Genomic DNA, 12,943 nt, shown 5'->3' on the forward strand with positions numbered 1-12,943 from the left:
TCAATCCGACAACCAACATATGGAGACCCCATGAGCACGGAAACCACCACCTTCAGCGGAATCGTCCCGCCGATCGTCACACCACTGACGCTCGAGGGCGAGGTCGACACCACGTCGCTCGAACGCCTGCTCTCACTGCAGATCGAAGCCGGAGTCGACGGCTTGTTCGTCCTCGGTTCCTCGGGTGAGGTCGGTTACCTCACCGACGCTCAGCGCGCCCAGGTGGTGCAGACGGTCATCGGTCACGTCGGCGGCCAGGTACCGGTCCTCGTCGGAGTGAACGACATGACCACCAACCGGGTCATCGCCGTCGCCGAGCAGGCGCGCGAGGCTGGTGCGGATGCCATCGTCGCGACGGCGCCGTTCTACGCGATCACCGACGCAGCCGAGACGGCAACGCATTTCCGCTCCATCCACGCCGCAGTGGATCTTCCGTTGTTCGCCTACGACGTCCCGGTTCGTGTCCACAGCAAGCTCAGCCCGGCAATGCTGGTCGAGCTCGGTCGCGAGGGAGTCATCGCCGGCGTGAAGGATTCGAGCGGCGACGACGTCAGTTTCCGTATGTTGCTCCGTCAGTCGGCCGGGCTCGAAAACTTCGCCGTCTTCACCGGGCACGAGGTAGTCGTCGACGGATGCCTGCTGATGGGTGCTTCGGGCGCTGTGCCCGGCCTGGCCAACGTGGACCCGCACGGCTACGTGCGACTGTGGCGCGCTGCGCAGGCAGGAGACTGGGTGGCGGCGAAGGCCGAGCAGGATCGACTCACCGATCTGTTCTCCATCGTCGAGGCACCGACACCGGGTCGCGTCAGTGCCGGTGCCGCGGGTCTGGGCGCATTCAAGACGGCTCTGGCCCTGCGCGGCGTCATCACCGGCAACACGATGTGCGCCCCGATGCTCTCGCTCGACGAGTCCGAGACCGCAACGATCAAGGTCGTTCTGGAACAGGCGGGGCTCCTCTGACATGACATCTGGGCAGAAGCGATGGATCGGCATCGACATCGGCGGCACCAAAGTGGCTGCTGCGGTGGTGACGTCCGACGGAGACGTGATCGACACGGTTCGTGCGGCAACACCGACGGCCGGTAAGGAGGCTGTTCTCGAGACCGCCACCGCGTTGGTCGACCGTCTGAGGGCGAATCACCCGGTAGCCGGAATCGGAGTCGGTGCACCGGGAATCATCGATCGGGTGCGTGGCCGCGTCGTCTTCGCCTCCGACATTCTGTCCGGATGGAGTGGCGCCGAGGTTCGCGGGGAACTCGAGGCGCACTCGGGTCTACCGGTGACGGTGGACAACGACGTGCGCGCGATGGCCCACGGCGAGAACATGATCGGCGCCGGTCGTGGTAGAAGCTCTGCACTGTTCGTCTCGATCGGTACCGGAATCGGTGGCGCGTTGACCGTGGGCGGACAGCTGTACCACGGTGCCCACGGAACAGCCGGCGAGCTCGCGCATCTGCTGGTTCCGGTCCCCGGGGCGATAGGTTGCGGTTGCGGTAGAACCGATCACCTCGAGGCAGTCGCCTCTGGCCCGGCGATGGAGGCCGAGTACGCAGCGCGGGCGGGTGTGCCCACTCAACCGTTGCAGAAGGTGGTGGCACTCATGCGCTCCGGCGACCCGATCGCCCGTGCCGTGGTCACCGACGCCGGTACTCTGCTCGGCCGAGTCCTGGCCGGCGTCGCCACCGCATTCGATCCCGAGGTGATCGTCATCGGCGGCGGCGCAGCCCAGATCGGAGCCGACCTCTTGTCGCCGCTGACGTCCGCTTTCCGGGTGGAAGCGATGGGTCCCATTGCCGAAACCGCCATTCTTCCTGCCCGTTTGGGCACCGATGCGCCGCTCGTCGGAGCTGCGCTCCTGGCCGCCGCAACACGAATCGAGGTAACACCGTGACTGTCGAAGAACTGCTCACGATCATCAGCGGGAAGCTGATCGTGTCCTGTCAGGCCGGACACGGCCATGCCTTGCGCGACACCGGGACCATCGAGAGGATGGCCCGCGCCGCGGTCGACGGCGGTGCAGTGGCGATCCGCTGCGGCGGTGTGGGCGGAACCCCGGATGTCGCCGCAGTCGTGTCGGCAGTGAAGGTACCGGTGATCGGTTTGACGAAGATCGGCTCGGAGGGCGTGTTCATCACGCCGACAAGGGAATCAGCCCTCGAAGTCGTGGATTCGGGTGCGCAGATCGTGGCTGCCGATGCCACGCTGCGACCGCGTCCGGACGGGCTGACCTTTGCCGACACCGTCGACGCGGTCCATGATCGCGGCGGCCTCGTCATGGCTGATTGTGGAACACTCGAGGACGGCATCGCTGCCGCCGCGGCGGGCGCCGACATCATCTCCAGCACACTGGCGGGATATACCGAGAACAGCCGACGGCTGGCAGGCCCGGACCTGGAGCTGGTTTCGGAACTGCGGCAGGCACTTCCAGATGCGGTCCTCATCGCCGAGGGGCGGTACCACAGCCCGGAGGATGCGGCACGCGCCATCGCCCTGGGTGCAGACTCGGTGGTTGTCGGAACCGCAATCACGGATCCGGCGTTCATCACGTCGAAATTTGCAGCCGCAGTATCGGGCGCCGAAAGGCAGAGGGTGTGACCCCGACGTCGAAGGCTTTGAAGTCCAAGACTGCCGAACGGATTCGACTGGAGACTTTGCTCGGCGACTCCTCGACGCCGATCCGGTGGGTCTTCACCGGCGACAGCATCACTCAGGGATTGACGCACACCGACGGTCATCGAAGTTACGTCGAACACTGCGCCGAGCGCGTCCGTGGTGAACTTTCCTTGTTCAACCACGTCCTTGTCAACACCGGGGTGAGCGGCAATCGATCCTCCGATGTGCGTTTGGGTTTCGCACACCGCATCGAAGTGTTCGAACCCTCGGTGGTGTTGATCATGCTCGGTACGAATGACGCATTGGATGGCGAAGAAGGACTGGAGCGGTTTCGAGACGACCTCTCGGACATGATTTTCCGGACGCGAGCGATCGGTGCGGTGCCGATCCTGCAGACGCCGCCACCGATCGACGTCGAGAATGCGCCCACCAGAGTTGGATTGCTTCAGTACGTCGAGGTCGTGCGGCAGGTTGCCGCCTCGACGCGCGTGGTGTTCGTCGACCACTACGCGCAGTGGACGGCCCATTCTCCCGAGGGCCCACCGCCGGCTCTCCTGGCTGACGCGTTCCATCCGAACGAACAAGGGCACTACGTGCTCGCGGACGCCGTGCTCCGTGAGTTGTCGATCGCGGATGCCGAAGTTCCCGTTGTACCGCAGGTGATGTCGTGACACTTCGTGGACAAATTCTGCGTGGACAATTGGTGACCGGTGGTCGATTGCTCTCGGACGGGGTTGTCGAGATCTCCGGTGATCGTGTGGTGTGGGCCGGACCCGCGTCGCAGCGAACCGACCCGTTACCCGAACGGGCAGCTGCGGGAACAACGATCATTCCGGGTTTGGTCGACGTTCATTGCCACGGCGCCGGCGGATTCGGTTTCCCCGAGGCAGACGAGTTCGGATCCACCGTGGCTGCCGATCACCATCGGACGAACGGCACGACCTCGGTGATCGGCTCGCTCGTCTCCGCGCCGCCGCAGATCCTGCGCAGTCGCATCGAGCTCCTGGCAGGACTGGTGGACGAGGGCACGCTGGCCGGAATTCACCTGGAAGGTCCATTCCTTTCGGTACTTCGTTGTGGCGCCCAGGATCCCGACAGCATTCTCGACGGCGACCCGGCTCTGCTCGAGTCGCTGCTCGAAGCCGGCCGTGGGCGCATTCGCTCGATGACGATCGCTCCGGAGACAGCACACTTCGACGAACTTGCCTCATTGCTGGAGCGTCACGGTGCCGTCGTGAGTATCGGACACACCGATGCGTCCAACCCGATTGCGACACGTTCGATCGCACACTCGGCGCATGCACCGCTCAGTGCCACTCACCTGTTCAACGGTATGGCGCCGATGCATCACCGTGCTCCCGGCGCAGTGGCGGCATGTCTTGCCGCGGCTGCGAAAGGACAGATGGTGGTCGAGTTGGTCGGGGACGGAGTACATCTGGCCGACGAGACGGTAGCGACGGTGTTCGATCTTGTCGGTCCGCATCAGATCGCGTTGGTCTCCGACGCGATGGCTGCCGCCGGAATGCCCGACGGCCGTTACCCGCTCGGGCCTCTCGACGTCGACGTGGTCGGTGGCGTGGCGCGATTGGCCGGCCAGGGGGAAACGGCCATTGCCGGCGGGACGAGTCGGTTGATGGACATAGTCCGCCGGGCTGTCAATCACGCCGGCGTCGATCTGCTTTCGGCTGTCATCGCAGCGACGGCAACGCCTGCTTCGCTGATGGGGCTGGCCGGAATGGTCGGCGATCTCGTGCCGGGTTGCCGCGCCGATCTGATCGTCACCGGTCCAGAACTCGAAACCCGCGCCGTCATGGCCGCTGGGAACTGGCTCATGAACTACACCGAAAGCTGAGGAATCAACCGATGGAAATTGTCATTGTCGACAGTGCGGATGCGGCCGGCACCGTTGTTGCCGACATCTTCGAACACGCGGTGCATTCAGGTTCAAGGACTTTGGGCCTGGCGACGGGGTCTTCACCGCTCTCTGTCTACCGCGAACTCGCGCGCCGTCACCGCGAGGACGGGTTGAGTTTTGCCGGCGTGCAGGCGTTCCTGTTGGACGAATACGTCGGCCTGCCGGAAGGCCACCCGGAGTCGTATGCCCAGGTGATCCGCACCGAACTGGTGAATCACCTGGACCTGGACGCGGCAAGGGTATTCAGCCCCGACGGCACCGCGCCGGATCCATTTGCCGCCGCGGCAGCCTACGACCGGGCGATTGCGTCGAATGGTCCGGTGGACGTACAACTACTGGGCATCGGCGGCAACGGTCACATCGGTTTCAACGAACCGACGTCCTCGCTGAATTCGAGGACCCGGGTCAAGACGCTGACGGAACAGACTCGAACCGACAACGCCCGATTCTTCGAGAGTCCGGACGACGTACCACGGCACGTGATCACCCAGGGCCTCGGAACTATTTGCGAAGCAAAGCATCTGGTGATGATCGCGACCGGCGAGCACAAGGCCGCTGCGATTGCCGCTGCCGTCGAGGGGCCGCTGGCCGCGGTGTGCCCGGCATCGGTCCTCCAACTGCATCCACACGCGACGGTGGTGATCGACGATGCAGCGGCATCACAGCTTCGGCTCACCGAGTTCTACAAAACGGTGTCTGCGCACAAACCGCTTGCTCAGCACTACTGAGATATCGGGCTAGACGGGCTCTCGCGTCTTCTCGAGGCCGAGTGCCATTTCGGGAGTGAGTAATTGGAAGTCGGATTCTCCGCGCCGGCGGATCCACACCGGATCGGATGTGTTCCATCGTTCGGCGCTCTGCGTTCGAGTGACCACCTTGAACGTCGCCGTTCTAGGGAACTCACTGCACACGCGGATCAAGGTCGGCTTCTGCTTCGGCCCGAGTTCCGGCCGGGAATCGATGTATTCGGCTACGGCTGCCGGGTCGAAGTTGTCGACGTCGCCGACCGGAATCACCGACGCCATGACGCGGTCGCCGACATCGCTGTCGGGGACTGCGTACACGGACACCTGCGCGAAGCCCGGGTAACCGACGAGCGAGCGTTCGATGGGTGCGGCGCCGATGTTCTCGCCGTCCACTCGTAGCCAACCGGAACTGCGTCCCGCGAAGTAGACGTAGCCGTCGACGTCGGTGTACGCCAGATCGCCGCTCCAGTACTGGCCGTTGCGCATTCGCTCGGCGTCGGCTTCCGGGTTCTTGTAGTACCCGGCGAATGTGCCTGGGCCGGTGACGTTGACCAGTTCACCGGTTGCCTCGTCGGCATTGGTGATCCGGCCGTCAGCGTCGAAGACTGCAGGCGGGCATGGGGCTCCGGTCTCGGGATCGAGGATCTTGACCCCGTCCGGGAGAAGTCCGAGGGCGCCGGTCCGCGGCACCGGCGCCGCGGAAATCGAAATGCCGCCCTCGGTGGAACCGAACCCGTCGATGACGCGGGCATCGAAGCGCCGGACGAAGGTGGCGACGGCGGGCGCCGAACCCTCGTTGCCGTACATGATCTTCAAGGTGTTCTCCCGCTCGTTCGGCACCTCGGGGGTGGAAGCGATGAAGGACAACGGCTTTCCGACGTAGTTGGAGTACGTGATTCCGTACTTGTGAACGTCGGGCAGAAAGCCCGAAGCGGAGAACTTGCGGCGCATGGCAATTCCCGCACGAGCGTGCAGCGCGACCGTCCACGCCGCCATCATGGCGTTGGAATGGAACATGGGCATCGCCATGTAGACGACGTCGTCGGCGCCGAGCCCGAAACGATCGGCAAGCATGACTCCGGGAGAGGCCAACTTGTGGTGCGTGCACCGAACCGCTTTGGGATCACCGCTTGTTCCGGAAGTGAAAATGAGCATCAACAGATCGTCGGGCTGCGCCGTCGACGCGTAGGCCGGTGTATCGGCGAAGGGCGCCAACAATTGCGTCCAGGCCGGAGAATCCACGTTGATCACCCGGACGTCACCGAGATCGACGTCGTCGAGTAGATGTGCCTGGGTGTTCTCGGTGAAGATGACCTGGCAGTCGGAGAGTTGGATGTCTCGCGCCAATGCCGGGCCGCGCCTGGTCGTGTTCAGTCCGGCAGCAACCGAACCCGAGAACGATGCTGCGCCGAGCAGTAGTGAGAATTCGGGGACGTTCTCCATCAGAAGACCGAAATGCCGGGGGCGCGTTCGATCGAGCAGCGTGTCCAGCAGCGCTGCTCGATCGAACGAGCCTTGAATGTGCTCGCGCCAGGTGATGACCTGGTCCTCGAAACGGATACCGCGGTCGTCGATCTCGCTGACTCCGAGGAGTAGATCGGAAACAGTGGGGCTCTGACTCATAGCTGCATCATCATCGATTCGTCTCGGACCAGGTCATGGATTTCCACTCGGTGGGACGCACTCAGGCAGGAACTGCGGCAAGTTCCTTGCCCAGTGCGCGAAGCTGATCTGTTGCGTTGCCGAGCAGGAACTCGTGATGCTTGGCCGCGAGGAAGTAGCGGTGAACCGGATGGTCCTCGTCCAGACCAACACCGCCGTGAACGTGAACAGCGGTGTGCCCGACGCGGTGTCCCGCATCTGCAGCCCAGAACTTGGCCGTCTGTACGGCCCCGTCGGACGGAAGTCCTTCGCTCAGACGCCACGCTGCGGCCCAGAGAGTCAGGCGAACGCCCTTGACATCGATGTATCCGTCGGCGAGGCGCTGGGCCACGGCCTGGAAACTACCGATCGGACGGCCGAACTGCACACGCTCGGTGGCGTATTCGGCGGTCAGCTTCAGCGCTTGATCGAGCACCCCGTACTGGTAGGCGCTGGAACCGAGCTGAATTCGTTCGACGATCCACGCCGCGATGTCGGATCCTTGGGCAACCGAGCCGAGAACACGATCGGCCGGGATCTGCACCGAATCGAACTCGACCAGGGCCGCACTCGAGAAATCCGTGGTCGATTGCCTGGTAATGCTCACGCCCGCGTCCGACGGTTCGACGAGGAAGACCGCGACACCGTCCTCGGTGATGGCGGGGACGAGGAACAGATCTGCGAGCGGAGCACTGTCGACGGTGATCTTGGCTCCGTCGATGCGCCAACCGTCGGCGGTCTTCTCGGCACGCGTGATCGGGTGCGCCGGGTCGTCGTTGTATTCCTCGGCGAGGGCCGCGGTGAGTATCTTCTCACCGGCAGCGGCAGCGCTTGCCCAGTCGTCGCGCTGCTTGTCCGAGCCGAATTCGGCTATCGCTGCGGCGGACCCGACGATGGACGTCAGGAACGGAACAGCTGCGACGCCGCGGCCGAGTTCGGCCAGGATGCTGCACTGCTCGAGGACACCGAATCCGTCGCCGCCCACCGATTCCGGAAGGGCCGCGCCGAGAACGCCGGCCGAAGCCAGAGCGTTCCACAAGAGGGCGTCGAAACGGTCTTCGGCGGCGTCGAGTTCACGAAGGCGGTCGTTGGTGACCAGTTCGGTGACGACGGATCGTGTCAGTCCGGACAGGTCCTGCTGGGCCTCGGTAAGGGTGAATTCCATGATCGTTGGTCCTTATCGCTTCGATGCGGGAAGCCGCAGAGCTGTCATGCCGATGATGTCGCGTTGCACTTCGTTGGTACCGCCGCCGAACGTCAGGATCAGCGAAGAACGATGCATGCGTTCGATGCGTCCGCGTAGAAGAGCGCCGGGGGAGTTCTGCCTGATCGTGGCGGAGGATCCGAGGATCTCCATCAGCAAGCGGTAAGCCTCGGTGGCGAATTCGGTACCGAACACCTTGTTGGCCGACGCCGCTTCGGGACCTGGAGCGTGATCGGTTGCGGAGGCGATTTCCCAGTTCATCAACTTCAGGTACTCGGCCTTGGCATGCACGCGAGCCAGATTGATCTGCACCCATTCCTGGTCGATCATGCGTCGGCCGTCGGGCAGCTTGGTGTTCTGTGCCCACTCGCGGACCTCACGCTGCGCGGTCAGAATCGGTCCGGCCGAGGTGAGGGCAACACGCTCGTGGTTGAGCTGATTGGTGATCAGTGCCCAGCCGCCGTGTTCCTGGCCGACTATCGACGACGCCGGGACCCGTATGTCCTGGTAGTAAGTGGCGCTGGTGTCGGGGCCGGCCATGGTGTGAACCGGGGTGTAGGAGAAGCCTTCTGCGGTGGTCGGGACGATCAGCATGCTGATTCCCTTGTGCTTCTTGGCTTCCGGATCGGTGCGGCACGCCAACCACACGTAGTCGGCGTACTGGATCAGGCTCGTCCACATCTTCTGCCCGTTGATGACGTAATCGTCACCGTCACGGACGGCCGACGTGCGCAGAGACGCCAGGTCGGTGCCGGCCTCGGGCTCGGAGTAACCGATCGCGAAGTGGAGCTCACCGCGGGAGATCTTGGGCAGGAAGAAGGCCTTCTGCTCGTCCGTCCCGAAATGCATGATTGTCGGCGCTACGGAATTGATCGTCAGGAACGGCACGGGCGCACCGGCAATGGCAGCTTCGTCGGTGAAGATCAGCTGGTCCATCGCGGAGCGTTCCTGTCCGCCGTACTCTTTCGGCCAACCCAGCGTGAGCCAGCCGTCCTGGCCCATCTGCGCGACGACTTCGCGGTACACATTGCCTTCGCCGTACTCACCCGTCGTGGCAGCGAGTGCTTCACGCCGCTCGGGAGTCATCAGTTGTGCGAAGTAGGCACGCAACTCCTCCTGGAGCTGTTGCTGCTCAGGGGTGTAGGTGATGTGCATGGTTACCTCTCCATAGAGATACGAATCAAAGCGCCAACCATTCGATTGACACAGGTTCTATCGATGCGTACATCGGCGACAATGGACGCTCTCGCCGTCTCCGGCGGATCGTTCGACGTCCGTTCTCGGTACTTTTTCGAATCATTGCACACGACTGAAACAGGTTCTAGTGTTATCGCCAGGAACGGTGTGCGGCACAGCCCTGCGGCACTCGTTTCGTATCCGTGTTCGCGCCAGTAGTAGTGAGTAGAGAAGAGGAATCGCCATGGAGGTCAGGGTTGATCTGGACCGTTGCGAGGCAAACGGTGTGTGCGTAGGGATCGCACCCGATATTTTCGACCTCGACGACAACGAGGAGCTCGTGATCAGTTCCGTGCGTCCGCCGGAGGATCGCTGGGAAGATGTCCGTTCCGCGATCGCTCAGTGCCCGCGTGCGGCGCTGACCGAACATCCGTGACGATGGTTGCCCAAAACAAGAACACGTTCTAAAGTTGCGAACTCGTGGGTCACGGCAATCGAGCCGGGTAACTCGACACACGACCGCAGAGAACCGGGAGAGCGCTTCGATGAATGCTGTGAACAGCCCAGAAACCAGTCTCGAAGGCAAGGTCGCCATCGTGACCGGTGCCGGATCGGGGCTCGGAAAGTTCGAGGCCATCGGTCTGGCGAAGGCCGGTGCGTCGTTGGTCGTCAACGATCTGGCCCCGAACGAGGCCGTCGAAGCAACGCTCGAGGAGATCCGCGGTCTCGGCGCCAAAGTCGAATTCGTGGCAGGCAACGTCGGTGAGCGTTCTACCGCCGACGCACTGATGGAAGCAGCGCAGGGACAGTTCGGCAGCGTCGACATCGTCGTCAACAATGCCGGCGTCGTACGCGACCGGATGCTGTTCAACATGTCCGACGAAGACTGGGATCTGGTCCTCGAAGTTCATCTTCGCGGCCATTTCCTCCTGTGCCGCAACGCCGCTGCCTACTGGCGGGCGAAATCCAAGGAAGCCGGGGCGCCGGTGTACGGGCGCATCGTCAACACTTCTTCGGAGGCGGGCCTTCTCGGACCGGAAGGGCAGCCCAACTACGGCGCTGCAAAAGCCGGAATCACGGCGCTGACGTTGTCGGCCGCACGTGGGCTCTCGCGCTACGGCGTTCGGGCCAACGCGATCTGCCCGCGGGCACGGACGTCGATGACCGAAGGTGTGTTCGGTGACGCGCCGGCCGACGGCATCGATCCGCTCTCGCCCGAGCATGTGGCATCGCTCGTCTCGTACCTGGCGTCACCGGCGGCCGACGCCGTCAACGGTCAGGTATTCGTGGTGTACGGACCGATGGTTGCGCTGATGGCGGCGCCCGTCGTCGAGCAGCGGTTCGACGCAGAGGGAGATTCCTGGTCGCCGGAAACGCTGTCCGCGGTGATGGGTGACTACTTCGCTGACCGTGACCCGGCAAAGATGTTCTCGGCATCGGCGGCCCTGCGCGCGTTGGGCTGATCGACGGGTCTGATTCTCAGGTGCGCGACACGTAGAACCGTTGTTCACACTTAGACGGTCTACGTGTCCACTTCCTGGTAGAAATAGCGTGTTCACGAGTCGGTGGGCGCGGCACTCTGCCTGCGTTCTACAACGAGACCAACGGTCTCGAAAAAACTAGACTGTGTTCCAATTTTGCATTCCTGTGAACGATGCGATATTCGATCGACGTGCCCGGTCAAGGCTGGCGCGGTAGCAGGGTCTCGATCCGGCGCCGATAAGCGCTGATCATTCAAAAGTATTAATTTCCAGGATATTTCGGCGAAATTCGCACCGAAAAGGGATGCTTCCCATGGCCCGAACCTTCGGGTTTCGGATCGTCGCCGTGAGGCTACTTCTTAGAGTTGGACACTTGTTTTTGACAGGTGAACACGTTCTAGTTAATATGACCTGAGTCACAAGCTGTCGGGGGCTGGACTATGAGAACAGACAGTACTGCGGCAACCAAGGACGAGGAGGGCGAATGGTAGACCTCGTCGAGGTGCCATTACGAGCGGTCGGTGGCTTCTTTCAGATGTCCGCCCAAACCTTGAGGGCAGTCTTCTCCCGCCCCTTCCAGCGTCAAGAGTTCATCGATCAGGCCTGGTTCGTGGCGCGAGTCTCGATGGTGCCGACGGTGCTGGTCGCAATCCCGTTCACGGTGCTGGTCAGCTTCACCATCAACATTCTCTTGCGCGAGATCGGTGCAGCCGACCTCAGCGGTGCCGGCGCTGCGCTCGGTACCGTCACACAGGTCGGCCCCATCGTCACCGTGCTGATCGTCGCCGGCGCCGGCGCAACCGCCATCTGCGCGGACCTCTCGGCCAGAACCATTCGCGAAGAGATCGACGCCATGAAGGTGCTCGGTATCAATCCGATCCACCGGTTGGTCGTTCCCCGGGTGCTCGCGTCGACGGGAGTGGCGCTGCTCCTCAACGGACTGGTCTGCACCATCGGCATCCTCGGCGGTTTCGTCTTCTCCGTGTTCATCCAGGACGTGAATCCCGGCGCCTTCGTCAACGGCATCACACTGCTCACCGGATTCGGTGAGCTCATGCTCTCCATGGTCAAAGCAGGACTGTTCGGCATGATCGCCGGCCTGGTTGCGGCCTACCTCGGACTCAACGTCAAAGGCGGCGCCAAGAGCGTCGGTGACGCGGTCAACCAGACCGTCGTGTTCGCGTTCATGGCGCTCTTCGTCGTCAACGTGCTCATCACGACCATCGGTATCAAGTTGACGGCCGGATGAGGCACACGGCAGTCGGAGAGATCGAAGTGGACAGAACGACGAACGACGGACGGGAGGAGATCTGATGGCGTTGGCCGCAGCGGGACGCTTCCCGCGCACACGTCGACAGATCGGCTCGATCTCTCGCAGTATCGACAGCATCGGTGATCAAGCGCTGTTCTTCGCGAAGGCTCTCGGTCACGCTCCCAAGGCGCTGATGCGCTATCCGCGTGAAACTCTGCGACTGATCGCCGAGATCAGCATGGGCACCGGTGCGCTCGCCGTCATCGGTGGCACCGTCGTGATCGTCGGATTCCTGACGCTGTTCACCGGTGGCACCATCGCCGTTCAGGGCTACAGCTCGCTGGGCAACATCGGTGTCGAAGCACTCACGGGCTTCTTCGCCGCCTTCATCAACGTTCGCATCGCAGCGCCGGTCATCGCCGGAATCGGCCTCGCCGCGACCATCGGCGCCGGCTCCACCGCGCAGCTCGGTGCGATGCGCGTCTCCGAAGAGATCGACGCCCTGGAGACGATGGCGATCCCGTCGATTCCGTATCTGGTCAGCACCCGCGTCATGGCCGGCATGATCGCGATCATCCCGCTGTACTCCCTGGCGGTGATCGCGTCGTTCGTCGCCAGCCGCTTTGCGACGGTGTTCCTCTACAACCAGTCCGGCGGCGTGTACGACCACTACTTCACGACCTTCTTGATACCCACGGACATACTGTGGTCGTTCGCGCAGGCGATAGTCATGGCGCTGGCCGTCATGCTCATCCACACCTACTACGGCTTCAACGCAACCGGTGGCCCGGTCGGCGTCGGTGTCGCGGTGGGTAACGCAGTGCGCGCCTCGTTGATCGCGGTCGTCACGGTCACCCTGCTCATCTCACTCGCCATCTACGGCGGGTCCGGCAACTTCAACCTGTCGGGATAGGC

13 protein-coding genes are annotated in these 12,943 nt (G+C 63.1%); 10 read left to right on the top strand and 3 right to left on the bottom strand.

Annotation, left to right across the window (positions count from 1 at the left end):
• Positions 1 to 30: 30 nt before the first annotated feature.
• From H7C86_RS08265 to nagB, 6 genes are read left to right on the top strand one after another with little or no spacing between them, the layout of a single operon-like run.
• On the top strand, positions 31 to 960 hold the full coding sequence (locus H7C86_RS08265) for a dihydrodipicolinate synthase family protein (RefSeq protein ID WP_182261387.1): 930 nt from the start codon (positions 31 to 33) through the stop codon (positions 958 to 960).
• Between the two features lies 1 nt (position 961).
• Positions 962 to 1,891, top strand: a complete 930-nt coding sequence (locus H7C86_RS08270; RefSeq protein WP_182261388.1) for an ROK family protein — start codon at positions 962 to 964, stop codon at positions 1,889 to 1,891.
• Entirely contained in the window at positions 1,888 to 2,595 is a 708-nt protein-coding gene (locus H7C86_RS08275; RefSeq protein WP_182261389.1) for an N-acetylmannosamine-6-phosphate 2-epimerase, read from the top strand. Before H7C86_RS08270 ends, H7C86_RS08275 begins: the two co-directional genes overlap by 4 nt.
• A complete protein-coding gene (locus H7C86_RS08280) occupies positions 2,592 to 3,284 on the top strand; it encodes an SGNH/GDSL hydrolase family protein (RefSeq protein ID WP_182261390.1) in 693 nt (230 codons plus the stop codon). The genes H7C86_RS08275 and H7C86_RS08280 overlap by 4 nt, the downstream gene beginning before the upstream one ends.
• Positions 3,281 to 4,465, top strand: coding sequence for an N-acetylglucosamine-6-phosphate deacetylase (locus H7C86_RS08285; RefSeq protein ID WP_029254522.1), 1,185 nt, complete (start codon positions 3,281 to 3,283; stop codon positions 4,463 to 4,465). The genes H7C86_RS08280 and H7C86_RS08285 overlap by 4 nt, the downstream gene beginning before the upstream one ends.
• Positions 4,466 to 4,476: 11 nt before the next feature.
• On the top strand, positions 4,477 to 5,256 hold the full coding sequence (gene nagB, locus H7C86_RS08290) for a glucosamine-6-phosphate deaminase (protein ID WP_182261391.1): 780 nt from the start codon (positions 4,477 to 4,479) through the stop codon (positions 5,254 to 5,256).
• Positions 5,257 to 5,265: 9 nt separating this feature from the next.
• Here nagB and H7C86_RS08295 read toward each other — a convergent pair whose 3' ends face one another.
• The 3 genes from H7C86_RS08295 to H7C86_RS08305 form a co-directional block, all read right to left on the bottom strand.
• Positions 5,266 to 6,897 (bottom strand): long-chain-fatty-acid--CoA ligase, encoded by a 1,632-nt coding sequence (locus H7C86_RS08295; RefSeq protein WP_182261392.1) that lies wholly within the window; start codon positions 6,895 to 6,897, stop codon positions 5,266 to 5,268.
• Between the two features lie 61 nt (positions 6,898 to 6,958).
• Entirely contained in the window at positions 6,959 to 8,080 is a 1,122-nt protein-coding gene (locus H7C86_RS08300) for an acyl-CoA dehydrogenase family protein (protein WP_020968503.1), read from the bottom strand.
• A 12-nt stretch (positions 8,081 to 8,092) separates the two neighbouring features.
• The gene (locus H7C86_RS08305; RefSeq protein WP_182261393.1) at positions 8,093 to 9,274 is read right to left on the bottom strand and encodes an acyl-CoA dehydrogenase family protein; all 1,182 of its coding nucleotides are present in this window, start codon (positions 9,272 to 9,274) and stop codon (positions 8,093 to 8,095) included.
• A 265-nt stretch (positions 9,275 to 9,539) separates the two neighbouring features.
• On the opposite strand from H7C86_RS08305, the gene H7C86_RS08310 reads away from it, so the two are divergent.
• The 4 genes from H7C86_RS08310 to H7C86_RS08325 all read left to right on the top strand — a co-directional run bounded on the left by H7C86_RS08310 (position 9,540) and on the right by H7C86_RS08325 (position 12,941).
• Complete coding sequence (locus H7C86_RS08310; protein WP_007734330.1) at positions 9,540 to 9,731, top strand: ferredoxin; 192 nt, start codon at positions 9,540 to 9,542, stop codon at positions 9,729 to 9,731.
• A gap of 109 nt (positions 9,732 to 9,840) precedes the next feature.
• The gene (locus H7C86_RS08315) at positions 9,841 to 10,758 is read left to right on the top strand and encodes a 3-oxoacyl-ACP reductase (RefSeq protein WP_007734334.1); all 918 of its coding nucleotides are present in this window, start codon (positions 9,841 to 9,843) and stop codon (positions 10,756 to 10,758) included.
• A 502-nt stretch (positions 10,759 to 11,260) separates the two neighbouring features.
• The gene (locus H7C86_RS08320; protein WP_003945687.1) at positions 11,261 to 12,025 is read left to right on the top strand and encodes an ABC transporter permease; all 765 of its coding nucleotides are present in this window, start codon (positions 11,261 to 11,263) and stop codon (positions 12,023 to 12,025) included.
• A 64-nt stretch (positions 12,026 to 12,089) separates the two neighbouring features.
• On the top strand, positions 12,090 to 12,941 hold the full coding sequence (locus tag H7C86_RS08325; RefSeq protein WP_003945759.1) for an ABC transporter permease: 852 nt from the start codon (positions 12,090 to 12,092) through the stop codon (positions 12,939 to 12,941).
• Positions 12,942 to 12,943 lie beyond the last annotated feature (2 nt).

Origin of the sequence: Rhodococcus sp. UFZ-B548 (assembly GCF_903819475.1) — a bacterium.
Classification (GTDB): Bacteria; Actinomycetota; Actinomycetes; order Mycobacteriales; family Mycobacteriaceae; genus Rhodococcus_F; species Rhodococcus_F erythropolis.